Annotated in this window: 30 protein-coding genes; 26 read left to right on the top strand and 4 right to left on the bottom strand. The window is 66.9% G+C overall.

Going from position 1 to position 22,198, the window contains the following annotated elements:
* Positions 1–38: 38 nt before the first annotated feature.
* Entirely contained in the window at positions 39–512 is a 474-nt protein-coding gene (locus ACJH71_RS09535; RefSeq protein ID WP_406757764.1) for a hotdog fold domain-containing protein, read from the bottom strand.
* A 463-nt stretch (positions 513–975) separates the two neighbouring features.
* Here ACJH71_RS09535 and rpsJ point away from each other — a divergent pair, with 463 nt between their 5' ends.
* The 11 genes from rpsJ to rpsQ are packed head-to-tail and all read left to right on the top strand — an operon-like array spanning position 976 to position 6,483.
* Positions 976–1,281: a 30S ribosomal protein S10 gene (gene rpsJ, locus ACJH71_RS09530; RefSeq protein ID WP_003883485.1), complete on the top strand. Its 306-nt coding sequence runs from the start codon at positions 976–978 to the stop codon at positions 1,279–1,281.
* A gap of 14 nt (positions 1,282–1,295) precedes the next feature.
* A complete protein-coding gene (gene rplC, locus ACJH71_RS09525; RefSeq protein WP_406757763.1) occupies positions 1,296–1,949 on the top strand; it encodes a 50S ribosomal protein L3 in 654 nt (217 codons plus the stop codon).
* Entirely contained in the window at positions 1,949–2,605 is a 657-nt protein-coding gene (gene rplD / locus ACJH71_RS09520) for a 50S ribosomal protein L4 (RefSeq protein ID WP_406757762.1), read from the top strand. The genes rplC and rplD overlap by 1 nt, the downstream gene beginning before the upstream one ends.
* Positions 2,605–2,907 (top strand): 50S ribosomal protein L23, encoded by a 303-nt coding sequence (gene rplW / locus ACJH71_RS09515; protein WP_024440414.1) that lies wholly within the window; start codon positions 2,605–2,607, stop codon positions 2,905–2,907. The genes rplD and rplW overlap by 1 nt, the downstream gene beginning before the upstream one ends.
* A gap of 27 nt (positions 2,908–2,934) precedes the next feature.
* The gene (rplB, locus tag ACJH71_RS09510) at positions 2,935–3,771 is read left to right on the top strand and encodes a 50S ribosomal protein L2 (RefSeq protein ID WP_067969766.1); all 837 of its coding nucleotides are present in this window, start codon (positions 2,935–2,937) and stop codon (positions 3,769–3,771) included.
* Positions 3,772–3,788: 17 nt separating this feature from the next.
* Positions 3,789–4,070, top strand: coding sequence for a 30S ribosomal protein S19 (gene rpsS, locus ACJH71_RS09505; RefSeq protein WP_024440412.1), 282 nt, complete (start codon positions 3,789–3,791; stop codon positions 4,068–4,070).
* Positions 4,067–4,663, top strand: coding sequence for a 50S ribosomal protein L22 (rplV, locus tag ACJH71_RS09500; protein WP_406757761.1), 597 nt, complete (start codon positions 4,067–4,069; stop codon positions 4,661–4,663). The genes rpsS and rplV overlap by 4 nt, the downstream gene beginning before the upstream one ends.
* The gene (gene rpsC, locus ACJH71_RS09495; protein ID WP_406757760.1) at positions 4,663–5,505 is read left to right on the top strand and encodes a 30S ribosomal protein S3; all 843 of its coding nucleotides are present in this window, start codon (positions 4,663–4,665) and stop codon (positions 5,503–5,505) included. The genes rplV and rpsC overlap by 1 nt, the downstream gene beginning before the upstream one ends.
* Positions 5,506–5,507: 2 nt before the next feature.
* Positions 5,508–5,924 carry a 50S ribosomal protein L16 gene (gene rplP / locus ACJH71_RS09490; protein ID WP_406757759.1) on the top strand — a complete coding sequence of 139 codons (417 nt, stop codon included), beginning with the start codon at positions 5,508–5,510 and terminating at the stop codon, positions 5,922–5,924.
* Entirely contained in the window at positions 5,924–6,166 is a 243-nt protein-coding gene (rpmC, locus tag ACJH71_RS09485; protein WP_047318355.1) for a 50S ribosomal protein L29, read from the top strand. The genes rplP and rpmC overlap by 1 nt, the downstream gene beginning before the upstream one ends.
* Positions 6,166–6,483: a 30S ribosomal protein S17 gene (rpsQ, locus tag ACJH71_RS09480; RefSeq protein WP_067969775.1), complete on the top strand. Its 318-nt coding sequence runs from the start codon at positions 6,166–6,168 to the stop codon at positions 6,481–6,483. The genes rpmC and rpsQ overlap by 1 nt, the downstream gene beginning before the upstream one ends.
* A 74-nt stretch (positions 6,484–6,557) precedes the next feature.
* On the opposite strand, the gene eccE is transcribed toward rpsQ, so the two are convergent.
* Both eccE and ACJH71_RS09470 read right to left on the bottom strand, forming a co-directional pair.
* Positions 6,558–7,763, bottom strand: a complete 1,206-nt coding sequence (gene eccE / locus ACJH71_RS09475) for a type VII secretion protein EccE (RefSeq protein ID WP_406757758.1) — start codon at positions 7,761–7,763, stop codon at positions 6,558–6,560.
* A gap of 136 nt (positions 7,764–7,899) precedes the next feature.
* On the bottom strand, positions 7,900–8,937 hold the full coding sequence (locus ACJH71_RS09470) for a hypothetical protein (protein ID WP_406757757.1): 1,038 nt from the start codon (positions 8,935–8,937) through the stop codon (positions 7,900–7,902).
* A gap of 456 nt (positions 8,938–9,393) precedes the next feature.
* Between ACJH71_RS09470 and ACJH71_RS09465 the strand changes: the two genes are divergently transcribed.
* From ACJH71_RS09465 to ACJH71_RS09455, 3 genes are read left to right on the top strand one after another with little or no spacing between them, the layout of a single operon-like run.
* Complete coding sequence (locus ACJH71_RS09465; protein ID WP_406757756.1) at positions 9,394–10,338, top strand: LysR family transcriptional regulator; 945 nt, start codon at positions 9,394–9,396, stop codon at positions 10,336–10,338.
* A gap of 38 nt (positions 10,339–10,376) precedes the next feature.
* Positions 10,377–12,725 (top strand): arylsulfatase, encoded by a 2,349-nt coding sequence (locus ACJH71_RS09460; protein WP_406757755.1) that lies wholly within the window; start codon positions 10,377–10,379, stop codon positions 12,723–12,725.
* A 4-nt stretch (positions 12,726–12,729) separates the two neighbouring features.
* Positions 12,730–13,611, top strand: coding sequence for a formylglycine-generating enzyme family protein (locus tag ACJH71_RS09455; RefSeq protein WP_406757754.1), 882 nt, complete (start codon positions 12,730–12,732; stop codon positions 13,609–13,611).
* 79 nt (positions 13,612–13,690) lie between these two features.
* On the opposite strand, the gene pstS is transcribed toward ACJH71_RS09455, so the two are convergent.
* On the bottom strand, positions 13,691–14,812 hold the full coding sequence (gene pstS, locus ACJH71_RS09450) for a phosphate ABC transporter substrate-binding protein PstS (RefSeq protein WP_406757753.1): 1,122 nt from the start codon (positions 14,810–14,812) through the stop codon (positions 13,691–13,693).
* A 177-nt stretch (positions 14,813–14,989) separates the two neighbouring features.
* On the opposite strand from pstS, the gene ACJH71_RS09445 reads away from it, so the two are divergent.
* The 12 genes from ACJH71_RS09445 to sppA all read left to right on the top strand — a co-directional run bounded on the left by ACJH71_RS09445 (position 14,990) and on the right by sppA (position 22,182).
* Positions 14,990–15,919 (top strand): DUF4436 domain-containing protein, encoded by a 930-nt coding sequence (locus tag ACJH71_RS09445; RefSeq protein WP_406757752.1) that lies wholly within the window; start codon positions 14,990–14,992, stop codon positions 15,917–15,919.
* 215 nt (positions 15,920–16,134) lie between these two features.
* On the top strand, positions 16,135–16,503 hold the full coding sequence (gene rplN / locus ACJH71_RS09440) for a 50S ribosomal protein L14 (RefSeq protein WP_024440402.1): 369 nt from the start codon (positions 16,135–16,137) through the stop codon (positions 16,501–16,503).
* Positions 16,504–16,821 carry a 50S ribosomal protein L24 gene (gene rplX, locus ACJH71_RS09435; protein ID WP_046188192.1) on the top strand — a complete coding sequence of 106 codons (318 nt, stop codon included), beginning with the start codon at positions 16,504–16,506 and terminating at the stop codon, positions 16,819–16,821.
* A gap of 2 nt (positions 16,822–16,823) precedes the next feature.
* Complete coding sequence (gene rplE / locus ACJH71_RS09430) at positions 16,824–17,387, top strand: 50S ribosomal protein L5 (protein WP_046285615.1); 564 nt, start codon at positions 16,824–16,826, stop codon at positions 17,385–17,387.
* A 2-nt stretch (positions 17,388–17,389) separates the two neighbouring features.
* Positions 17,390–17,575: a type Z 30S ribosomal protein S14 gene (locus ACJH71_RS09425; protein ID WP_024440399.1), complete on the top strand. Its 186-nt coding sequence runs from the start codon at positions 17,390–17,392 to the stop codon at positions 17,573–17,575.
* Between the two features lie 19 nt (positions 17,576–17,594).
* Entirely contained in the window at positions 17,595–17,993 is a 399-nt protein-coding gene (gene rpsH, locus ACJH71_RS09420; RefSeq protein ID WP_013830245.1) for a 30S ribosomal protein S8, read from the top strand.
* A 13-nt stretch (positions 17,994–18,006) separates the two neighbouring features.
* Positions 18,007–18,546: a 50S ribosomal protein L6 gene (gene rplF, locus ACJH71_RS09415; protein ID WP_046188194.1), complete on the top strand. Its 540-nt coding sequence runs from the start codon at positions 18,007–18,009 to the stop codon at positions 18,544–18,546.
* 2 nt (positions 18,547–18,548) lie between these two features.
* A complete protein-coding gene (rplR, locus tag ACJH71_RS09410) occupies positions 18,549–18,956 on the top strand; it encodes a 50S ribosomal protein L18 (RefSeq protein ID WP_406757751.1) in 408 nt (135 codons plus the stop codon).
* 34 nt (positions 18,957–18,990) lie between these two features.
* On the top strand, positions 18,991–19,686 hold the full coding sequence (gene rpsE, locus ACJH71_RS09405; RefSeq protein ID WP_406757750.1) for a 30S ribosomal protein S5: 696 nt from the start codon (positions 18,991–18,993) through the stop codon (positions 19,684–19,686).
* Between the two features lie 2 nt (positions 19,687–19,688).
* The gene (rpmD, locus tag ACJH71_RS09400) at positions 19,689–19,871 is read left to right on the top strand and encodes a 50S ribosomal protein L30 (RefSeq protein ID WP_019738973.1); all 183 of its coding nucleotides are present in this window, start codon (positions 19,689–19,691) and stop codon (positions 19,869–19,871) included.
* Entirely contained in the window at positions 19,868–20,308 is a 441-nt protein-coding gene (gene rplO, locus ACJH71_RS09395) for a 50S ribosomal protein L15 (protein ID WP_406757749.1), read from the top strand. Before rpmD ends, rplO begins: the two co-directional genes overlap by 4 nt.
* Before the next feature lie 101 nt (positions 20,309–20,409).
* Positions 20,410–22,182, top strand: a complete 1,773-nt coding sequence (gene sppA / locus ACJH71_RS09390; protein ID WP_406757748.1) for a signal peptide peptidase SppA — start codon at positions 20,410–20,412, stop codon at positions 22,180–22,182.
* The last annotated feature ends 16 nt before the right edge of the window (positions 22,183–22,198 follow it).

The raw sequence follows: 22,198 nt of genomic DNA, 5'->3' as shown, positions 1-22,198 counted from the left end.
GCTCGAGCGTGAGGCCATCTTCACGCTCGCGACAGAAATCAGGCCGGCGTGACCCAGGTGGTGATGTCGGCGTGCACCACCTCGATGCCGGCCTTGTCGGTGATGCTGACCGGCACCACCACCTCGGTGCCTTCGGTGATCGCACTGAAGTCCGGTGGGTCCAGCCGGGCCGTCGCCCGCAACGACGTCGTCGCCTTGGCCAGGTAGGCCACGTTCATCGCCTTGGGGATCCAGCGGTGGCTGCGCGGCACGGTGGCCTCCATCAACATCCCCATCGCGACTTCGGCAGCGTTGCAGGACGCGATCGCGTGCACCGTGTGCAGGTGGTTGTAGACGAACGGCCACTTGGGCACCAGCACCTCGGCCAGCCCGGGTTCCATCCGGACCACGTGCGGCAGCACCGAGGCGAAGTAAGGGACCCGGGCCATCGCCGCGGCCGAGAACAGCCGGGTCCCGCCGGGGATGCCCGCCAGCCGTCGCCATGTCTGATAAGTACTGGTAGATCCGGTCACGTTGAGCTACCTTACCGGCAAGTAAGGTCGGCCGCCGGACCGCTCGGCGGCGGCTGGTCCGAAGCCCCGCGAGCGCTATCGCTGGGTTGATGCCGCGGTCCCAGTGCCGGCTCTCCTTCGTCGAGCCTCGCTAAACCGCGGGGATTTGGCCGCTGACCCGATCTGGGGCATACTATTCAGGTTCGCCTGCGCCGGGGTTGTCCCTGGCCGGGCATACGACCAGCGCCCACCCGGGCGCATCCGGTCCCATTCTCGCCGTACGGAGCTTTTTCACCGTGCACGGGACCGCGTGAGGGCGACACGCCCGACCGCGGGGACCGGTGGACCAGGACAGGTAAACAGCGGCGGCAGCGCCCAGCGAAGTGTCGACACCGGACTCACGGGTCCTAAAAGGTACAGACGAGCTGGGGCACGTAAGGGTTCGAAAAACGGACCCCCTTTGCAGGAGTGAGGTAGCAGAAGCGTGGCGGGACAAAAGATCCGCATCAGGCTCAAGGCCTACGACCACGAGGCGATTGACGCCTCGGCGCGCAAGATCGTTGAGACGGTCACTCGTACCGGTGCGTCCGTAGTCGGCCCGGTGCCGCTGCCGACCGAAAAGAACGTGTATTGCGTCATCCGGTCCCCGCACAAGTACAAGGACTCGCGGGAGCACTTCGAGATGCGCACCCACAAGCGGCTGATCGACATCCTCGATCCCACGCCGAAGACCGTTGACGCCTTGATGCGCATCGATCTGCCGGCCAGCGTCGACGTCAACATTCAGTAGGAGCACCGAAAACCATGGCACGCAAAGGTATTTTGGGTACCAAACTGGGCATGACGCAGGTGTTCGACGAGAACAACAAGGTCGTGCCGGTCACGGTCGTCAAGGCCGGGCCCAACGTGGTGACCCGCATCCGTACCCCCGAGCGCGACGGCTACAGCGCCGTCCAGCTCGCTTACGGCGAGATCAGCCCCCGCAAGGTGAACAAGCCGGTCACCGGTCAGTACGCCGCCGCGGGTGTGAACCCCCGCCGTCACCTCGCCGAGCTGCGGCTCGACGATGAGGCCGCCGCGGCCGCGTACGAGGTCGGTCAGGAGCTGACCGCAGAAATCTTCGCCGACGGCAGCTACGTCGACGTCACCGGAACCTCCAAAGGTAAGGGCTTCGCCGGCACCATGAAGCGGCACGGCTTCCGCGGTCAGGGCGCCGGGCACGGCGCCCAGGCCGTGCACCGCCGGCCGGGTTCGATCGGCGGCTGCTCGACCCCCGGCCGGGTGTTCAAGGGCACCCGGATGTCGGGCCGGATGGGTAACGACCGTGTCACCACCCAGAACCTGGTGGTCCACAAGGTGGACGCCGAGAACGGTGTGCTGTTGATCAAGGGCGCCATTCCGGGCCGCAACGGTGGGCTGGTTCTGGTCCGCAGCGCGATCAAAAAGGGTGAGAAGTAATGGCCGGCATCAAGATTGACGTCAAGACTCCGGACGGCAAGAAGAGTGGCTCGGTTGAGCTGCCCGCCGAGCTGTTCGACGCTCCCGCCAACATTGCGCTCATGCACCAGGTGGTGATCGCTCAGTTGGCTGCGGCCCGTCAGGGTACGCACTCCACCAAGACCCGCGGTGAGGTCAGCGGCGGTGGCCGTAAGCCTTACCGGCAGAAGGGAACCGGCCGGGCCCGTCAGGGTTCGACTCGGGCACCGCAGTTCACCGGTGGTGGTGTGGTGCACGGCCCCAAGCCGCGTGACTACAGCCAGCGCACCCCGAAGAAGATGATCGCCGCCGCCCTGCGCGGAGCGTTGTCGGACCGGGCTCGTAACGGCCGGATCCACGCGGTCACCGAGCTGGTGACCGGTCAGACCCCGTCGACCAAGGACGCCAAGGCGTTCCTGGGCTCGATCACCGACCGCAAGCAGGTGCTGGTGGTCATCGGCCGGGCCGACGAGACGGGCGCCAAGAGCGTGCGCAACCTGCCGGGTGTGCACATCCTGTCCGCGGACCAGCTCAACACCCACGATGTGCTGCGTGCCGACGACGTGGTGTTCAGCGTTGAGGCTCTGAACTCCTACATCGAGGCTCACACCGCCAAAACCGAGGAGGTTTCGGCCTGATGGCGACCATCACCGACCCCCGCGACATCATCCTCGCGCCGGTCATCTCCGAGAAGTCCTACGGGCTGATCGAGAACAACGTGTACACGTTCGTGGTCCACCCCGACACGAACAAGACGCAGATCAAGATTGCGATCGAGAAGATCTTCGCGGTCAAGGTTGCGTCGGTGAACACCGCGAACCGGCCGGGTAAGCGCAAGCGGTCCCGGACCGGCTACGGCAAGCGCAAAGACACCAAGCGCGCCATTGTGACTCTGGCGCCCGGCAGCAAGCCGATCGACCTGTTCGCCGCACCGGCCTGACCGGAGTGAGAGAGAGATCTAACTGACATGGGAATCCGCAAGTACAAGCCGACGACCCCCGGTCGTCGCGGTGCCAGCGTCTCCGATTTCGCTGAGCTCACCCGCTCTCACCCGGAGAAGTCGCTGGTTCGGCCGCTGCACGGCCACGGTGGGCGTAACGCCCACGGCCGGATCACCACCCGGCACAAGGGTGGCGGTCACAAGCGTGCTTACCGCGTGATCGACTTCCGTCGCCACGACAAGGACGGCGTCAACGCGAAGGTCGCACACATCGAGTACGACCCGAACCGCACCGCCCGCATCGCACTGCTGCACTACCTGGATGGCGAGAAGCGCTACATCATCGCCCCGCAGGGTCTGTCGCAGGGCGACGTGGTCGAGTCGGGCGCCAACGCCGACATCAAGCCCGGTAACAACCTGCCGCTGCGCAACATCCCCGCGGGCACCCTGGTGCACGCCGTGGAGCTGCGCCCGGGGGGTGGCGCCAAGATGGCCCGCTCCGCTGGCTCCAGCATTCAGCTGCTGGGCAAGGAAGGCGCCTACGCCTCGCTGCGTATGCCGTCGGGTGAGATCCGCCGTGTCGACGTGCGCTGCCGCGCCACTGTCGGCGAGGTGGGCAACGCCGAGCAGGCCAACATCAACTGGGGTAAGGCCGGCCGTATGCGGTGGAAGGGCAAGCGCCCGACCGTCCGTGGTGTGGTGATGAACCCGGTGGACCACCCGCACGGTGGTGGTGAGGGCAAGACCTCCGGCGGCCGGCACCCGGTCAGCCCGTGGGGCAAGCCGGAGGGTCGCACCCGCCGGCCGAACAAGCCCAGCGACAAGCTCATCGTCCGACGCCGGCGCACCGGCAAGAAGCGCTAGGAATCGGAGGGAAAGCGATGCCACGCAGCCTCAAGAAGGGTCCGTTCGTCGACGAGCATGTGCTCAAGAAGGTCGACGTTCAGAACGAGAAGAACACCAAGCAGGTCATCAAGACCTGGTCACGTCGGTCGACGATCATCCCGGACTTCATCGGGCACACGTTCGCCGTTCACGACGGCCGCAAGCATGTCCCGGTTTTCGTCACCGAGTCGATGGTCGGGCACAAGCTCGGCGAGTTTGCTCCGACGCGCACTTTCAAGGGACACATCAAAGACGACCGGAAGGCTAAGCGCCGGTGAGCGTTACGACTGAATTTCCGTCCGCTGTCGCCAAGGCCCGCCATGTGGGTATCTCGGCCAGTAAGGCGCGCCGGGTGATCAACCTGGTGCGCGGCAAGTCGGTGACTGAAGCGCTGGACATCCTGCGCTGGGCGCCGCAGCAGGCCAGCCTGCCGTTGGCCAAGGTCATCGCCAGTGCGGCGGCCAACGCCGAGAACAACGACGGTCTGGACCCGTCCACCCTGGTGGTGGCGACGGTCTACGCCGACGAGGGCCCGACCGCCAAGCGGATCAAGCCGCGCGCCCAGGGGCGTGCGTACCGGATCCGTCGGCGCACCAGCCACATCACTGTGGTGGTGGAGAGCCGGCCGTCCTCCGGCGGAGGTTCGGCGCAGTCCGCCGGTGCCACCCGGGCGCGTCGTGCACAGGCCAGCAAGGCCGCCTCCGAGGCGGGCGCGAAGGCGCCGGCCAAGAAGGCACCGGCCAAGAAGGCTTCCGCGGCCAAGGCTGCTGAGAAGACGACTGAAAAAGCGGCGGCTAAGAAGGCGCCCGCCAAGAAGGCGGCAACCAAGAAGGCGCCTGAGACGTCCGACGCGAAGGAGGGCTCGGAGTAATGGGCCAGAAGATCAACCCGCACGGCTTCCGGCTCGGGATCACCACCGACTGGAAGTCGCGGTGGTACGCCGACAAGCAATACGCGGATTACGTCAAGGAAGACGTGGCGATCCGCCGCCTGCTGTCCAGTGGCCTCGAGCGCGCCGGCATCGCCGACGTCGAGATCGAGCGCACCCGTGACCGGGTTCGCGTCGACATCCACACCGCCCGGCCCGGCATCGTCATCGGCCGCCGCGGTACCGAGGCCGACCGGATCCGTGCCGACCTGGAGAAGCTGACCGGCAAGCAGGTGCAGCTGAACATCCTCGAGGTCAAGAACCCGGAGTCGACGGCGCAGCTGGTAGCCCAGGGCGTGGCCGAGCAGCTGAGCAACCGTGTGGCGTTCCGTCGGGCGATGCGCAAGGCGATCCAGTCGGCGATGCGTCAGCCCAACGTCAAGGGAATCCGGGTGCAGTGCTCGGGCCGTCTCGGCGGCGCCGAGATGAGCCGCTCGGAGTTCTACCGTGAGGGTCGGGTGCCGCTGCACACGCTGCGCGCCGACATCGACTACGGGCTGTACGAGGCGAAGACCACCTTCGGCCGGATCGGCGTGAAGGTCTGGATTTACAAGGGCGACATCGTTGGTGGCAAGCGCGAGCTGGCCGCTGCCGCACCGTCGGCCGACCGTCCGCGCCGGGAGCGGCCGTCGGGCACCCGTCCGCGTCGCAGCGGCGCCTCGGGTACCACCGCGACCAGCACCGACGCCGGGCGGGCCGCTGAGAGCACTGAGAACACCGCTGCTGCGGAAACGGTCACCGAGACCGCTCCCGTCGCAGTGGAAACGCAGAGCACGGAGAGCTAATCATGTTGATTCCCCGTAGGGTCAAGCACCGCAAGCAGCACCACCCCAAGCAGCGCGGTATCGCCAGCGGCGGCACCGCGGTGACGTTCGGTGAGTACGGCATCCAGGCACTGGAGCACGCCTACGTCACCAACCGGCAGATCGAGTCGGCTCGTATTGCCATCAACCGGCACATCAAGCGTGGCGGCAAGGTGTGGATCAACATCTTCCCGGACCGTCCGCTGACCAAGAAGCCCGCCGAGACCCGCATGGGTTCCGGTAAGGGTTCGCCGGAATGGTGGGTCGCCAACGTCAAGCCGGGTCGGGTGCTGTTCGAGCTGAGCTACCCGAATGAGGCCATTGCCCGCGCCGCACTGACCCGGGCGATCCACAAGCTGCCGATCAAGGCGCGCATCGTCACCCGAGAGGAGCAGTTCTGATGGCAGTGGGAGTTACCGCTGGCGAACTGCGCGAGCTTAACGCCGACGAGCTCGTCGAGCAGTTGCGCGAGTCCAAAGAAGAGCTGTTCAACCTGCGTTTCCAGATGGCGACCGGGCAGCTCACCAACAACCGTCGGCTCCGCACGGTGCGCCACCAGATTGCGCGCATCTACACCGTGTTGCGCGAACGGGAACTGGGCCTGGCGTCCGGTCCCGCTGGTTCTGAAGGCGAGGCATCGTAATGGCACAGGCTGCAAAGGCTAACGCCGCGGAGAAGGGTGCCAAGCACACCCCGCGCACGGAGACGGTGCGGGGCCGCCGCAAGACCCAGATCGGCTACGTGGTCAGCGACAAGATGGAGAAGACCATCGTCGTCGAGCTCGAAGACCGTGTGCGGCACCCGCTGTACGGCAAGATCATCCGGACCACCAAGAAGGTCAAGGCGCACGACGAGAACAACACGGCCGGCATCGGCGACCGCGTGTCGCTGATGGAGACCCGTCCGTTGTCGGCGTCGAAGCGCTGGCGCCTGGTCGAGATCCTTGAGAAGGCCAAGTAGTACGGCGACGTAGTAACGACAGAGCCCCGCGACCTGGGTCGCGGGGCTTCGTCGTTTCTGGGGTCGGGTGCGGCTTAGGCCGGCACCTTGACCCGCGCCACTGGTTGCGGCGCGGTCGGACCGAGCGGAACCTGCAGTGACTCCTGGCCGTTGAGCGCACGGGCCGGCACCACCAGTGTGCGTTGTGTCGGCGTCGGCAGACTTGTCCGCAGGGCCGTCAGTTGTCGGCCGTTGAGCCGGTTCAATCCGGACGAGGTGTTCCGGCGTAATCTGCTCGCGCTGTGGTAGCGCACCAGCACGGCGACGTCGGTGTTGCGCTGACGCGGTGTCAGGCGGACCGTGACCGCCGTGGTGTCGGTCTCAGGCAGCCACAGCCGTTCCAGGTTCTCCGTGGAGATGTCTCGCGGCGACATCCAGAACGTGGCCGCGAAGTGCTTGGGCCCCTTGGGCTCTTTCTGCTTCAGTCGGCGGCGACGTCGGCGGATCTGGGTGGGCTGCAGGCCCGCCAGCAGCGCCGCATCGACCTGGTCGAACTCATGGGCCGACAGGATGCGCGCGTCCAGGTGACGTTCGCAGAGGTCTCGTGCCAGGCGTTCGGTGGCTACGGCCAGGGTCGCTGCTACTGAATCGCGAACAGCCACCGCCTCGGTGTTGTGCATCGGATCCATCCGCAGGATCAGCCAGTTGTCTTGCGGCCCAGGGCAGCCGGTCCCGGCGGCCGCCGCTGCGTCGTCGTCGGTGTGTTCGTCGTCGGGGGAATCGCACGTTCGTACTGACACGATGTCGATCCCATCCAGGCGCACGTCGAACTGCCGCAGGCCGGCGGCGACGAGCGCCGCGGGAAGCGTCGGTGCCGGTACCGGGGCCGAGACGCGGCGATGCCGCCCAGCCGCTTCGGCCGGGGTGGCGGGCATGGCGGGTATGGCGATCACCGAGACCAGCCGGCCGCGATATTCGCGCACGCCCACCACGTCGCGGCTGTAGCGGCGGCGGTGGTCGAAGCCGGGCGTACAGCCTTCGGTGAGAAACGCCGCGGGCGTGGCAAACCGATCGAACAGCCGCGCCAGCACGATCGCCGTCAGCGGTACCCGGCGGTGCGTGATCAACGCGGCCGTGGTGAGCACCGCGGCAAGGCCGACCGCCGGCCACCATGCGCGCTCGGCCGGCCCGAGCTGCGCCGGCCAATGACCTGCTACCCACAAGATGCCGATGTCGATCAGAAACACCGTGGTCACGCGCAGCCAGGACAGATTCAGCCCCAACGAATGCTGCGCCCTCATCGATGTGTCCAACTCATGGTTCCCCCAGAACTTCCATGAAGTGTGCGGTGACCGGGCTACCCACTGAATCACCGAGCCAAACATCCCAGGCCCGGGGTGCGAGGGTGGACCTGGGATGTTCGGCTTGTGACGCGGGTCAGATTCCGAAGAGGTCCGACGGATCGAACATGCCCGAGATGTCCGGGAGGCCCCCGGCGAGGTCGGCCGCGCCGCCGGCGGCGTCCGCCGCACCACCGGCTGCGTCGGCTGCGCTGCCCGCCGCTGCGGAAGCGGCGTCGGCCGCACCACCCGTGGCATCGGCGCCCATCGCGGACATCCCGAATGCCTCGCCCGGATCCAGGAGCCCGGCCGCGTCGAAATCGGTCGGGATGTTGAAGTCGCCGAACGGAGTCGACAGCGTGTCGGTGATGGAGTTGGCGGCGCCGTCCGCCCCGGGGATATCGGTGTAGACGTTCTCGAACCCGTTGCCGAAGTTCATCACGTCATACACCGTTCCCACCGCGGGAAGGTCCGAGGCGGTCGCACCGGAGGCCGGGTCCACGTCGGTGATGGTGAACTGCGTGTTGTGGATACCGCCGAAGAGGTTCGTGACATTCTCGCTGGCGGTCACGGTGCCCAGGTCGGTGGCGCCGCTCCCGGTACCGCTGGAGACGTCGAACGACTGGTCGCCCTCGCCGACTTGGAACAACGGCGGAGCGCTGAACAGCGGGCTGAGCGGAGTGAAGCCCTCTGACCCGTCGGCCTGCACGGGGTTGAAGGTGGTGTCGCCGATGGTGAACCCATCGCCGGTACCGGGCGTGACGTCACTGGTCGTGGCATCGGGTGTGCCGGCGGGCGTGGCGTCGGGTGTGCCGGCGATCGGCGGGATCGCCCCGGTGTCGCCGAGGGTCGGCGGGCTGGGGGTGCCCGCCGTGGGTGTCAGCGCGCCGAGATCGCCGAGCGGGGCAGGGGTGGGCGTGGACCCGTCCGGGCCGAGGGCACCGGCGTCGCCCAACGCTCCTGTTGCGCCGGTACCGGCGACATTGCTCGCCAGGTCGACTGGAATCGCGGTACTGCCGACATTTCCGGCCGCGCCGACCCCGTTGTCGGCGAAAGCGACTGTCGCGGGCAGGAATGTGGTCGAGAGTAGACCGGCGGTGACCCCACCGGCCGACAAGATGATCCGACGATTCATTTTCGGTACGTTCCTTCCGTACGTGGATGGTCCCGGTCCTGAATGCTCCCCATCGAACATGCCGGGACGAGCTGAACATCGTCCGTCGTCCCGCGTTACGCGCACGACAAATCCGGCTGAGATGTTGTTGTAGCGGCGATAGTGTTGGGCGACAACGGATGTCCGGATGCCAGCGACTGCTTCTCAACCCCCCGTTGGCATCCTCGTCAGACGCTAACGGGTCGGCGACGCCGTCACCACCCCTGCGGGCGGATATTTCAACAGTTAATCTCAATGTAGAGAATCGCCATCGTCGATCGATGCACGTAAAGGCGGCGATGTAAGTTATTGCGGCAGAGGAATTGTGACTAAGGACAGTTTCTACTGAGGTTTTGTCTCAGCCAGCTCCAAGTAATCGTGTTGGGGTAGGCCAACATTCGATTTGACCAAACCGAGCTGGGCGGCACACTGATCGCTATGGAGCTGCGGCAGTTGAAACATTTTGTCGCTGTCGCCGAGGAGCTGCACTTCACCAGGGCGGCTGCGAAGGTTCACGTGGTGCAGTCCACCCTGTCCGCGTCGATCAGCAGCTTGGAGCAGGAACTCGGTACCGCGCTGCTGGTCCGCAACAATCGCCGCGTCGACCTCACCACGGCTGGACTGGCGCTCCTGCCGGATGCACAGAACGCCCTGGCTGCCGCCGACCATGCGCGAGCCGCCGTCGACGCGGTCCGGGGGGTGTTGTGCGGGCGGCTGAGTATCGGGGTCATCCAGGGACTGAGCACCGTCGGTCTGCCGGGGCTGCTGGCGCGATATCACCGACGCTTCCCGCGCATCGACATCACCCTGCGGCACGATCCCATCGACACACTGGTGCAGGCGACCGCCGATGGCGACCTGGACCTGGCCCTAGTCAGCAGGCCCTACGACGACAGCAGAGTCAAGGACCTGCCCTTGGGAATCGAACCGCTGGTGCTGGCGGTGCGCCGCGACGATCCGCTCGCCCGCAGTGCCGTCGTCGCTCTGGCCGCACTGCGCGATCGCGAGTTCGTCGAGCGCCGGGCGGACTTGCGGACCCGACTGCACATCGATGGCGTCTGCGCAGAGCTCGGATTTGTCCGAACCGTCTGCGCCGAATCCAACAGTCCGCTCGACCTGGTCGATCTGGTCGCTGCGGGCCTCGGCGTCGCCTTCCTGCCGCCGGCCTTGGTGGCGAAGTCGGATCAGCTGGTCGGGGTGGCGACCGATCCGGTGATCCCGCGTGAACTCGCACTGATCACCCCGATCGAGCGGGCACCTTCGCCTGCGGCCGCGGCGTTTCTCGGCGAGCTGGTGTCGGCGGGGGCGGGGGACAATCGTCCATCGGGCGCGCCCGAGCGGCCCCCGGCTTCAAAGGCTGCCGCTTCGGCACCGGGCCGGTAGTGTCTCATCCGTTCCGGGGGCCGACGACGGAGTGAGCGATGGTGGAATTCACGGGCAAGGTCAGTCTCGATATCCGGGATTCCGAGCCGGACTGGGGGCCGTTCGCTGCGCCCACCGCCCCCGAGGGGGCGCCCAACGTGCTGTACCTGGTCTGGGACGACACCGGCATCGCCACCTGGGACTGCTTCGGCGGACTGGTGGAGATGCCCACCATGAGCCGGATCGCCGAGCGTGGCGTCCGGTTATCTCAGTTCCACACCACCGCACTGTGCTCCCCGACCAGAGCGTCGCTGCTGACCGGGCGGAACGCCACCAGCGTCGGCATGGCCACCATCGAGGAGTTCACCGACGGCTTTCCCAACTGCAGCGGGCGTATCCCATTCGAAACCGCCCTACTCAGTGAGGTTCTCGCCGAGCAGGGATGGAACACCTTCTGCGTCGGCAAGTGGCACCTGACCCCGCTGGAAGAGTCCAACATGGCCGGCGCCCGGCGGCACTGGCCCACCCAGCGCGGATTCGAACGGTTCTACGGTTTCATGGGCGGCGAGACCAACCAGTGGTACCCGGATCTGGTCTATGACAACCATCCGGTCGCACCGCCGGCCACGCCCGAGGACGGCTACCACCTTTCCAAGGACATCGCCGACAAGACAATCGAATTCATCCGGGACGCTCAGACGATCGCGCCCGGAAAGCCCTGGTTCGGCTATGTCTGCCCCGGCGCCGGGCACGCCCCGCACCATGTGTTCGCCGAATGGGCCGACCGCTATGCCGGACGCTTCGACATGGGCTACGAACAGTACCGGGAGATCGTGCTGGCCAACCAGAAGAAGCTGGGGTTGGTGCCGGAAGACACCGAACTCTCCGAGATCAACCCCTATGCCGGTGTCACCAGTGCCGACGGCCAGCCCTGGCCACTGCTGGACACGGTCCGCCCGTGGGACAGCCTCGATGACGCCGAGCAGCGGCTGTTCGCCCGGATGGCTGAGGTGTTCGCCGGATTCCAGAGCTATACCGACGCCCAGATCGGCCGCATCCTGGACTACCTGGAGGAATCCGGGCAACTCGACAACACCATCGTCGTGGTGATCTCCGACAACGGTGCCAGCGGCGAGGGTGGACCGAACGGGTCGCCCAACGAGAACAAGTTCTTCAACGGTTACATCGACACCGTCGAAGAGGCGATGAAGCTCTTCGACGAGCTGGGCAGTCCGGAAACCTACAACCACTACCCGGTCGGGTGGGCGATGGCGTTCAACACGCCCTACAAACTCTACAAGCGCTACGCCTCCCACGAAGGCGGCATAGCCGATCCCGCGATCGTCAGCTGGCCCAACGGAATCGCCGCGCGTGGCGAGGTTCGTGACACCTATGTCAACGTGTGCGATGTGACCCCGACGGTCTACGACCTGCTCGGCATCGAACCGCCAGCAACCGTGCGCGGCATAGCCCAGCGTCCACTGGAAGGCGTGAGCTTCAAAGCAGCGCTGGTGGATCCGGCCGCAGATACCGGCAAGCACACCCAGTACTACACGATGTTGGGCACCCGCGGGATCTGGCATCGCGGCTGGTTCGCCAACACCGTGCATGCGGCGACCCCATCGGGATGGAGTCACTTCACCGACGACCGGTGGGAGCTCTACCACCTCGCCGAGGACCGCAGTCAGTGCCACGACCTGGCTGCAGAACATCCCGAGAAACTCGAAGAACTCAAGGCGATGTGGTTCGCCGAGGCCGAAAAGTACAACGGGCTGCCGCTCGCCGACTTGAACATCTTCGAAATGACCAGCAGGCAGCGGCCTTACCTGTCCGGCGACCGTACCGGCTACACCTACTACCCCCACACCGCCGAGGTGCCGTTGGGGGCCTGCGTGGAGCTTCGTGGCCGGTCATTTTCGGTCCTGGCCCGTGTCACGGTGGATTCGGCCGACGCGCAGGGAGTGCTGTTCAAGCAGGGCGCCCGGCACGGCGGGCATGCGCTGTTCGTGCAGGGTGGCCGGCTGCACTACGTCTACAACTTCCTCGGCGAGCGTGAACAGTGGCTGTCCTCGCCCGATCCGATTCCGTTGGGCCGGCATGTTTTCGGCGTGCGGTTCGAGCGCACCGGAACCGTCGAGGGCGCTCACACGCCGGTCGGCGAGGCCTCGTTGTACATCGACGACACGGTGATCGCCACTTTGCCGGGCATGGTCGCCCAGCCGGGCGCGTTCGCGTTGGCCGGCGGTGGAGTCAGCGTCGGGCGCAATACCGGCCAGGCGGTGTCGTCGGCGTACCGTGCACCGTTCGCCTTCACCGGTGGGACCATCGCGGACGTCGCGGTGGATGTCAGCGGCGAGCCCTACCTGGATGTGAAAAGAACTATCGCGGCAGCGTTTTCGCGGGACTGATGTGATGCTGACGGACCTCGTCGAGATCCCGGCCGGGGTGTTCCGGATGGGCTCGACGAGTTTCTATCCCGAAGAGGCGCCCATTCACAGCGTGGCGGTGCAGCCGTTCGCGCTGGAGCGCCATCCGGTGACCAATGCGCAGTACGCCGCATTCGTCGCCGCAACCGGGTATGTGACCCTCGCCGAGCAGGAACTCGATCCCGCGCACTACGGCGACGCCGAGCCGGGCGCCCTGGTGTTTCAGCCCACTGACGGGCCGGTCGACCTGCGCGACTGGCGGCAATGGTGGCGGTGGGTCCCCGGCGCCAGCTGGCGACACCCGTTCGGACCGGACAGCACGGTCGAGGACAAGCCGGATCACCCGGTGGTCCAGGTGGCCTATCCCGACACGGCCGCTTACGCCCGATGGGCCAGGCGGCGGTTGCCGACCGAAGCCGAGTGGGAGTACGCGGCCCGCGCCGGGCGCGTGAGCACCTATGCGTGGGGGGAGGAGGAGAAGCCGGGCGGTGCGTTGATGGCCAACACCTGGCAGGGCGACTTTCCGTACCGCAACGACGGTGCACGGGGCTGGGCCGGGACGTCGCCGGTGGGGACGTTTCCACCGAACGATTGGGGGCTGGTCGACATGATCGGCAACGTCTGGGAGTGGACGACCACCGAGTTCTCGGCCCATCATCGGCTCCAGGACCGGCCAGCGCCGCCGAAGTCCTGCTGCGCTCCCGTCGGCCCAGCCGACCCGGGTATCAGTCAGACCCTCAAAGGCGGATCGCACCTGTGCGCGCCGGAGTATTGCCATCGTTACCGACCGGCGGCCCGGTCCCCGCAGTCGCAGGACACTGCCACCAGCCACATCGGGTTTCGTTGCGCGACAGACGGACAGAGCTAGCGCGACCGTGCACGTCTGTACGTCCTGGCGCGGCGTGTCGCTGTGCAAACACGCACGCTGGCGACAAATGCCGGGCGCCTTAGGAGATGGCGTCGATGGCCGCCCAAACCCGTGATTGGAAGTCCGGTGGCAGCGGGATATAGCCCTGCTTGTTCAGATTGGCCTGGCCCAGGCCGGCGGCCGCCTGCAGGAAGCCCTTGACCGCCTGGCCCACGGCGGGGTCGGGATACTTCGAGCAGACGATCTCGTAACCGGCCAAGACGATCGGGTACACGTCGCCCTGGGTCGGGTTGTAGAACGACGAGATATCGACCACGAGATCGTTGCCGCTTCCGGTGATCGTCGCGCCGGCGATGGTTTTGCCCACGGAGTCGGCTCCGATGCGCACCGGGCGCTTGGACTTGCGGCTGGCCGGGGTCTTGATCTCGGCGGCGAAAAGTCCTTGGTCCATGGCGAAAGCCAACTCGTTGTAGCTGATCGAACCCTCGATGGTGCGCACCATCGCGGCGGTGCCGTCGTTGCCTTTGGCGCCCACACCGACGCCACCGTTGAAGGTCTTGTCGGCGCCCTTGTCCCAGACCCCGCCGGATGCGGCCCGCAGGTAGGCCTGGAAGTTCTCGGTGCTGCCGGACAAGTCGCTGCGGTAAACGACACGGATGTCCTGGGCAGGCATGGGCCCGTTGAGTGCGACGAGGTCCGGATCGTCCCAGCGCGTGATGCTGCCGTTGAAGATCTTGGCGATGGTGGGCGCGTCGAGTACCAGCGAGTCGACTTCGGGCAGGTTATAGGTGATGGCCATCGGCCCGAACGCGATCGGTAGGTGCCAGGCGTCCGCACCGCCACAACGCTGCTTGGCCAGCTCCCGCTGCTCGGCGCTCAGGGGTGAGTCGGACGCAGCGAAATCGGTTTCTCCAGCCAGGAAGTCGGCGATGCCGGCGCCCGACCCGTTGGCGGTGTAGTCGAGTGTGCGATCAACGCAGGCGGCGCGGTAGACACCGACGAACTCGGCCATCGCGTGCGCCTGCGCGGTCGAACCACTGGCCTTCAGATCTGTCTTGCCCCCGCACGTCACCAGTTCACTGGCGTAGGCCAGCGTCATATGGGGAACGCTGCACGCCGACAGTGCCACTGCGCCGGCAGTCAGCAGGATGCCGGCGGCCACGGCCGGCGTTCGGGTTGCGACAGCCCGAAAACGATTCATGGCCGTGTGTATAACAACCGAAACCCGCATATTGCCGAACAGTAGGTAAACGGGGTGCGGGCGGAGAGTGACGTCTGAGCTAGTTAGATCGGATTCCGATACGCTTGCTGGCCAGCGTGTTTCGGGACATCTGCTGCTCGGCGCGGTCGGCGCCGCTGTTCGCTACCCTGACTGCCGATGACCACTGAGCCCCAATCAGGCGCGGCCGGCACTGCGGCGGCGAAGCGGCGCCAAAGGCCGCGCTACTTGACCGGCGCGGTGATCCTGGCCGCGATCGTTGTGGCATATGCGTCATCGCTGTTCGGCGTCCACACGCTGCAGAGATCGGACAATCCGCTGCCGCCGCTGGATCTGAGCGCGGCGAATCCGGAAGACACCATCGTGCAGGTGCGCCTTCAGGAGCTGAACCCGGTCGCCAATCGACTCGCGGTGGATGTACTCGTCCATCCCGGAGAGGCGTTGTACGACAAGCGCTTCGACGTGCTGAACACCGAGCTTGCGGTGCGCCTGTATCCCCCGAACGATCTGGGGGACCTCCACTTTCCCGAAGGGGATGCGCCGGCCCGGGTCAGCACGACCATCGAGGCGTACGGCGCCCCCGGAAACTGGCCCTTCGACACCTACACCACCGAAGAGCTGTCGGCCGATGTGTTCGTCGGGACCGGCGAAGACCGCAGGCGGCTGCCCGCCCGAGTGGAGGTCACCGGATCGCTGGACGGCTGGGACGCCAGCGTCGCTCGGGTGCATGACGCCAGCCGGACCCGAAACCAGCGCGGGGATGCCGATGCCGCGGTGGTGCTCAAGATCCAGCGCGCCAGGGGGCCGCTGATCTTCGACCTCGGAATCTGCCTGGTCCTGATCAGCCTGCCCACCCTGGCGCTGATCGTGGCCGTGCCGATGGCGATGGGCCGGCGGAAGTTTCTGCCCCCATTCGCCACCTGGTACGCCGCGAACCTGTTCGCCATCATCCCGCTGCGCAACATCCTTCCCGGCGCCCCGCCGCCGGGCTCCTGGATCGACCAGGCAATCGTCCAGTGGGTGCTGATCGCGCTGGCGGCCGCGATGGGTCTGTTCATCTACGCCTGGGTGCGGCAAGGGGACGACTGAGGCCGCCCGCGCCGGCCCTTCTCCGCCCGGCTTGGCCAGCAATTTGGTGTTGCGGGATCCGTCACCTAAGCTCTAGGGGTTGCCGTCAGCAGACCTCGGCCAGCGCAAGTTGGCCCTGCGTGCACTTCGGCAATGAAGAAGACAATGCACGACCGGGGAGAATCCGGCATGCCACTTGGCGTGCCGGGCGTCGACTCGATTATTTAGGAGATCTGGTGATTCAGCAGGAATCGCGGTTGAAGGTCGCCGACAACACCGGCGCCAAGGAGATCTTGTGCATCCGGGTGCTCGGCGGCTCGTCGCGGCGATACGCAGGCATCGGTGATGTCATCGTCGCAACCGTCAAAGACGCCATCCCGGGCGGCAACGTCAAGCGGGGTGATGTCGTCAAGGCCGTCGTGGTGCGCACCGTCAAGGAGCGTCGCCGCGCCGACGGCAGCTACATCAAGTTCGACGAGAACGCGGCCGTGATCATCAAGGCCGACAACGACCCGCGCGGCACCCGCATCTTCGGGCCGGTCGGTCGCGAGCTGCGCGAGAAGAAGTTCATGAAGATCGTCTCGCTGGCACCGGAGGTGTTGTAGATGAAGGTCCACAAGGGCGACACCGTCCTGATCATCGCCGGTAAGGACAAGGGCGCCAAGGGCAAGGTCCTGCAGGCTTTCCCCACCCGCAACCGCGTGCTGGTCCAGGGCGTCAACCGGATCAAGAAGCACGTCGCGAACTCGGCCAACCAGGCCGGTGCGTCCTCAGGCGGGATCGTCACGCAAGAGGCCCCGATCCACGTCTCCAACGTGATGGTCGTCGACTCCGACGGACAGCCCACCCGGATCGGTTACCGGGTGGACGCCGAGTCCGGCAAGAAGGTTCGCGTCTCCAAGCGCAACGGCAAGGACATCTAGAGATGACGACTGCAGAAAAGATCCAGCCCCGGCTGAAGGTGCGCTACCGCGAGGAGATCCGGGACGCGCTCAACAAAGAGTTCAACTACGCCAACGTGATGCAGATCCCGGGCGTGGTGAAGGTCGTGGTGAACATGGGTGTCGGCGAAGCCGCCCGGGACGCCAAGCTGATCAACAACGCGGTCACCGACCTGGCCGCGATCACCGGCCAGAAGCCGGAGATTCGCAAGGCCCGCCTGTCCATCGCACAGTTCAAGCTGCGCGAGGGCATGCCGATCGGTGCCCGGGTCACCCTGCGCGGTGACCGGATGTGGGAGTTCCTGGACCGGCTTACCTCGATCGCTCTGCCGCGTATCCGCGACTTCCGCGGGCTGTCGGCCAAGCAGTTCGACGGTTCCGGCAACTACACCTTCGGGCTGGCCGAGCAGTCGATGTTCCACGAGATCGATGTGGACTCCATCGACCGTCCGCGGGGGATGAACATCACCGTCGTCACTTCGGCGACCAACGACGACGAAGGACGAGCGCTACTGCGGGCTCTCGGCTTTCCGTTCAAGGAGAACTGACCATGGCTAAGAAGGCGTTGGTTATCAAGGCGGCCCGCAAGCCCAAGTTTGCGGTGCGCGCCTACACCCGCTGCAACAAGTGCGGCCGCCCGCGCGCGGTGCTCCGCAAGTTCGGCCTGTGCCGAATCTGCCTGCGCGAAATGGCGCACGCCGGCGAGCTGCCCGGTGTGCAGAAGAGCAGCTGGTGAGGGTGGAGGAGCAGCCTAAATGACTATGACGGATCCGATCGCGGACTTCCTGACCCGTCTGCGTAACGCCAACTCGGCGTACCACGACGAGGTGACCCTGCCGCACTCGAAGATCAAGGCGAACATCGCCGAGATCCTCAAGCGCGAGGGTTACATCACCGACTACCACGTCGAAGACGCCCGGGTGGGCAAGGCGCTGGTGGTCAACCTCAAGTACGGCCCGAACCGGGAGCGCAGCCTCGCCGGTCTGCGCCGGGTGTCCAAGCCGGGCCTGCGGGTCTACGCAAAGTCGACCAACCTGCCACGGGTGCTCGGCGGCCTGGGCGTGGCGATCATCTCCACGTCCTCGGGTCTGCTCACCGACCGTCAGGCGGCCAGGCAGGGCGTGGGCGGCGAAGTCCTCGCGTACGTGTGGTGAGGGAGTAGCAGACATGTCGCGTATTGGTAAGCAACCGGTCCCGGTTCCCGCCGGGGTCGACGTGACCATCGATGGTCAGAACGTATCGGTCAAGGGGCCCAAGGGCACCCTGGAGCTCTCCGTGGCGGAGCCGATCAACGTTGCTCGCAACGATGACGGCGCCCTCGTGGTGACCCGGCCGGACGACGACCGGCGTAACCGGTCGTTGCACGGCCTGAGCCGCACCCTGTTGGCCAACCTGGTCACCGGTGTGTCGGAGGGCTACGTCCGCAAGATGGAGATCTTCGGCGTCGGCTACCGCGTCGCGCTCAAGGGCAGCGACCTGGAGTTCGCGCTGGGCTACAGCCACCCGGTGCTGATCAAGGCTCCGGAGGGCATCACCTTCGCGGTGGAGACGCCCACCAAGTTCTCCGTCTCGGGCATCGACAAGCAGAAGGTCGGCCAGATCTCGGCGAACATCCGCCGTCTGCGTCGCCCCGACCCCTACAAGGGCAAGGGCGTGCGCTACGAGGGTGAGCAGGTTCGCCGCAAGGTCGGAAAGACAGGTAAGTAGTCATGGCGCAATCACAAACAGGCACCCCGGACCGCAAACCCGTCGGGCAGAACATCTCCGAGGTTCGGCGCACCCACCGGATTCGTCGGCACGCGCGGCTGCGCAAGAAGGTGTCCGGCACCGCCGAGCGTCCCCGCTTGGTCGTGCACCGCTCCTCGCGGCACATCCACGTCCAGTTGGTCGACGACCTCGCTGGTCACACCGTGGCTGCGGCGTCCTCGATCGAGGCCGACGTGCGGGGTGTGGACGGCGACAAGAAGGCCCACAGTGTGCGGGTCGGCCAGCTGATCGCTGAGCGTGCCAAGGCCGCCGGCGTCGAGAACGTGGTGTTCGACCGCGGTGGCTACACCTACGGTGGGCGTATCGCGGCGCTGGCAGACGCAGCGCGCGAGGGCGGATTGAACTTCTGATGACTGACGTGAAGATGACTGGAAGGACCGCATGATGGCGGAGCAGCCGACAGGGGCCTCCTCGGCAGGTCCCGACACGGGCAGTGCCCACCGCAGCGACGGGCGCGACAACCGTGACAACCGGGGTGGACGTGGTGGCCGCGACGGCGGCCGTGGCGGCCGCGACAACCGTGACGGCGACAAGAGCAACTACCTGGAGCGCGTCGTCGCGATCAACCGGGTGTCCAAGGTGGTCAAGGGTGGCCGCCGGTTCAGCTTCACCGCTTTGGTGATCGTCGGCGACGGCCACGGGCTGGTCGGCGTCGGCTACGGCAAGGCCAAGGAAGTGCCCGCCGCGATCGCCAAGGGCGTGGAGGAGGCTCGCAAGGGCTTCTTCCGGGTCCCGCTGATCGGTGGCACCATCACCCACCCGGTGCAGGGTGAAGCCGCCGCCGGTGTGGTGTTCCTGCGCCCGGCCAGCCCCGGTACCGGTGTGATCGCCGGCGGCGCGGTGCGTGCCGTGCTGGAATGCGCGGGCGTGCACGACATCCTGTCCAAGTCGCTGGGCAGCGACAACGCGATCAACGTGGTGCACGCCACTGTTGCCGCGCTGAAGATGCTGCAGCGTCCCGAAGAGGTGGCGGCCCGACGCGGCCTGCCCATCGAAGACGTTGCGCCGGCCGCGATGCTCAAGGCTCGTCGTGAGAGCGAAGCTCTGGCTGCCGCCGCGGCGCGGGAAGGCACGGCGTAATCATGGCAAACCTGAAGATCACCCAGGTCCGCGGCACCATCGGTGCACGCTGGAAGCAGCGCGAGAGCCTGCGCACCCTGGGCCTGCGCAAGATCCGCCAGTCGGTGGTGCGTGAGGACAACCCCCAGACCCGTGGGCTGATCCGGGTTGTTCACCACCTCGTGCAAGTGGAGGAAGCAGAATGACCATCAAGCTGCACGACCTGCGCCCTGCGCCCGGGTCGAACACCAAGAAGACCCGCGTCGGTCGCGGTGAAGGCTCCAAGGGTAAGACCGCGGGCCGTGGCACCAAGGGCACCAAGGCACGCAAGAACGTGCCGGTCCGGTTCGAGGGTGGGCAGATGCCGATCCACATGCGGCTGCCCAAGCTGAAGGGCTTCCGCAACCGGTTCCGCACCGAGTACGAGGTCGTCAATGTCGGCGACATCAGCCGGCTGTTCCCCGAAGGCGGGACCATCGGTCTCGACGAACTGGTCGCCAAGGGTGCCGTCCGGAAGAACACGCTGGTCAAGGTGCTCGGCGACGGGAAGCTGACCGTCAAGGTCGACGTCACCGCGCACAAGTTCAGCGGCAGCGCCCGGGACAAGATCACCGCAGCCGGAGGCTCCGCCACCGAGCTGTAGGGACTGTCTCTGCGAAGCTACAGAATCGCACTCCACCTCCTCGGTGGGGTGCGATTCTGCGTCTGGTGGGCATGTCCGCCGGCGCCGGTAGGCTCAAAATCATGTTCTCCTTGCTGACCGGCGTGCCCGGCCTGGACGACCTGCGCGGCGTCGCGCGCCGCATCGACACGGCTCGCCACCACGGCGTGCCCAACGGCGTCATCCTCGAACTCGACCTGCAGGAGTTGCCCCACGAGACCGGGGCTTTCGACCCGCTGGCCCTGATCCGTTCCGGTGGTCGCCCCCCGGTGTTGCGTGATGTGGTGGCCGCCATCCACCGGGCCGCCGAAGACCCGCGGGTCGCGGGACTGATTGCGCGCGTGCAGCTGTCGTCGGCGGCCGCCGGGCCGGTGCAGGAGCTGCGGGCTGCCATCGCCGAGTTCGCCGCCGTCAAGCCGTCGCTGGCGTGGGCCGAAACCTACCCAGGCACGCTGTCCTACTACCTGGCCTCGGCATTCGGTGAGGTCTGGATGCAGCCGTCGGGGACGGTCGGGCTGATCGGATTCGCCACCAATGCGACCTTCCTGCGCAGTGCGCTGGGCAAGGCCGGCATCGAGGCGCAGTTCGTGGCCCGGGGCGAGTACAAGTCGGCGGCCAACCTGTTCACCCAGGACTCCTACACCGATGCGCACCGCGAGGCCGACACCGCCCTGGTGGAGAGCCTGCACGCTCAGGTGCGCGCGGCCGTGGCCGAGTCCCGCAAGCTCGACGCCGGCGTCATCGACACCCTGGCCGACAAGGCGCCGCTGCTGCGCGATGACGCTCTGCAGTCGGGTCTGATCGACCGGATCGGATTCCGTGACGAGGCCTACAACCGGATCGCCGAATTGGCCGGCGCCGAGGGCACCGCCGGCGCCGACGACGACGGCGCGCCACCGCGCCTGTACCTGGGGCGCTATGCCCACGCCACGGCCGGCGGATCGGGACCCACCCTGCCGGGGCGCAAGCCCAAGCCGGCGATCGCGGTGGTGACGGTGTCCGGGGCGATCGTCAGTGGCTCGGGCGGGCCGCAGCTGTCGCCGCTGGGCAACCGCAATGTCGGTGGCGACACGATCGCCGCGGCGCTGCGCGAGGCCGCCGCCGATGACGAGGTCGCCGCGATCGTGCTGCGGGTGGACAGCCCCGGTGGCTCGGTCACCGGGTCGGAAACCATCTGGCGGGCGGTGCAGCAGGCCCGCGATGCGGGCAAGCCGGTGGTGGCCTCGATGGGCGCTGTCGCGGCCTCCGGTGGCTACTACATCTCCGCGGGCACCGACACCATCGTGGCCAACCCCGGCACCATCACCGGATCCATCGGGGTGGTGACCGGCAAACTGGTCGCCCGTCAGCTCAAGGACCGCCTGGGCGTCGGCACCGACTCGGTGCGCACCGGGGCCAACGCCGACGCCTGGTCGATCAACGCCCCGTTCACCGCCGAGCAGCAAGGACAGGTCGAGACCGAAGCCGATCTGTTCTACAACGACTTCGTGGCGCGGGTGGCCCAAGGCCGCAACCTGTCCACCGACGCGGTCGACGCGGTGGCGCGCGGGCGGGTGTGGACCGGCGCAGACGCGGCCGAACGCGGGCTGGTCGACGAGCTGGGCGGGCTGCGCGCGGCGGTGCGCCGCGCCAAGGAGCTGGCCGGACTCGACGCGGACGCGCAGGTCCGCACCGTGTCCTACCCCGGCTCGTCGTTGTGGGAGTTCGTCCGGCCGCGCCAGTCGTCACAGCCGGCAGCCGCGCTGTCCGATGCGGTCGGCAACCTGCTGGTGCGGTCCCTGACCGGGATCGTCGACCAGGTCGAACGCTCGGTCAACGGGGCGCACGTGCTGTGGATGGGGGAGCCGCGCTGGTAAAGCGCGTAACCCAGAA

It is taken from the genome of Mycobacterium sp. SMC-15, from assembly GCF_045310925.1.
Classification (GTDB): Bacteria; Actinomycetota; Actinomycetes; order Mycobacteriales; family Mycobacteriaceae; genus Mycobacterium.
Note: the sequence above shows the minus strand (reverse complement) of the source record. Positions and strands in the feature narration are given on the sequence as shown.

Coding starts and splice junctions, on each gene's coding strand:
- rplC (WP_406757763.1), top strand. CDS start 1,296: ATGGCACGCAAAGGTATTTTGGGTACCAAACTGGGCATGACGCAGGTG.
- rplD (WP_406757762.1), top strand. CDS start 1,949: ATGGCCGGCATCAAGATTGACGTCAAGACTCCGGACGGCAAGAAGAGT.
- rplW (WP_024440414.1), top strand. CDS start 2,605: ATGGCGACCATCACCGACCCCCGCGACATCATCCTCGCGCCGGTCATC.
- rplB (WP_067969766.1), top strand. CDS start 2,935: ATGGGAATCCGCAAGTACAAGCCGACGACCCCCGGTCGTCGCGGTGCC.
- rpsS (WP_024440412.1), top strand. CDS start 3,789: ATGCCACGCAGCCTCAAGAAGGGTCCGTTCGTCGACGAGCATGTGCTC.
- rpsC (WP_406757760.1), top strand. CDS start 4,663: ATGGGCCAGAAGATCAACCCGCACGGCTTCCGGCTCGGGATCACCACC.
- rplP (WP_406757759.1), top strand. CDS start 5,508: ATGTTGATTCCCCGTAGGGTCAAGCACCGCAAGCAGCACCACCCCAAG.
- rpmC (WP_047318355.1), top strand. CDS start 5,924: ATGGCAGTGGGAGTTACCGCTGGCGAACTGCGCGAGCTTAACGCCGAC.
- rpsQ (WP_067969775.1), top strand. CDS start 6,166: ATGGCACAGGCTGCAAAGGCTAACGCCGCGGAGAAGGGTGCCAAGCAC.
- eccE (WP_406757758.1), bottom strand. CDS start 7,763: ATGAGGGCGCAGCATTCGTTGGGGCTGAATCTGTCCTGGCTGCGCGTG.
- ACJH71_RS09470 (WP_406757757.1), bottom strand. CDS start 8,937: ATGAATCGTCGGATCATCTTGTCGGCCGGTGGGGTCACCGCCGGTCTA.
- ACJH71_RS09465 (WP_406757756.1), top strand. CDS start 9,394: ATGGAGCTGCGGCAGTTGAAACATTTTGTCGCTGTCGCCGAGGAGCTG.
- ACJH71_RS09460 (WP_406757755.1), top strand. CDS start 10,377: ATGGTGGAATTCACGGGCAAGGTCAGTCTCGATATCCGGGATTCCGAG.
- ACJH71_RS09455 (WP_406757754.1), top strand. CDS start 12,730: ATGCTGACGGACCTCGTCGAGATCCCGGCCGGGGTGTTCCGGATGGGC.
- pstS (WP_406757753.1), bottom strand. CDS start 14,812: ATGAATCGTTTTCGGGCTGTCGCAACCCGAACGCCGGCCGTGGCCGCC.
- ACJH71_RS09445 (WP_406757752.1), top strand. CDS start 14,990: ATGACCACTGAGCCCCAATCAGGCGCGGCCGGCACTGCGGCGGCGAAG.
- rplX (WP_046188192.1), top strand. CDS start 16,504: ATGAAGGTCCACAAGGGCGACACCGTCCTGATCATCGCCGGTAAGGAC.
- rplE (WP_046285615.1), top strand. CDS start 16,824: ATGACGACTGCAGAAAAGATCCAGCCCCGGCTGAAGGTGCGCTACCGC.
- ACJH71_RS09425 (WP_024440399.1), top strand. CDS start 17,390: ATGGCTAAGAAGGCGTTGGTTATCAAGGCGGCCCGCAAGCCCAAGTTT.
- rpsH (WP_013830245.1), top strand. CDS start 17,595: ATGACTATGACGGATCCGATCGCGGACTTCCTGACCCGTCTGCGTAAC.
- rplF (WP_046188194.1), top strand. CDS start 18,007: ATGTCGCGTATTGGTAAGCAACCGGTCCCGGTTCCCGCCGGGGTCGAC.
- rplR (WP_406757751.1), top strand. CDS start 18,549: ATGGCGCAATCACAAACAGGCACCCCGGACCGCAAACCCGTCGGGCAG.
- rpsE (WP_406757750.1), top strand. CDS start 18,991: ATGGCGGAGCAGCCGACAGGGGCCTCCTCGGCAGGTCCCGACACGGGC.
- rpmD (WP_019738973.1), top strand. CDS start 19,689: ATGGCAAACCTGAAGATCACCCAGGTCCGCGGCACCATCGGTGCACGC.
- rplO (WP_406757749.1), top strand. CDS start 19,868: ATGACCATCAAGCTGCACGACCTGCGCCCTGCGCCCGGGTCGAACACC.
- sppA (WP_406757748.1), top strand. CDS start 20,410: ATGTTCTCCTTGCTGACCGGCGTGCCCGGCCTGGACGACCTGCGCGGC.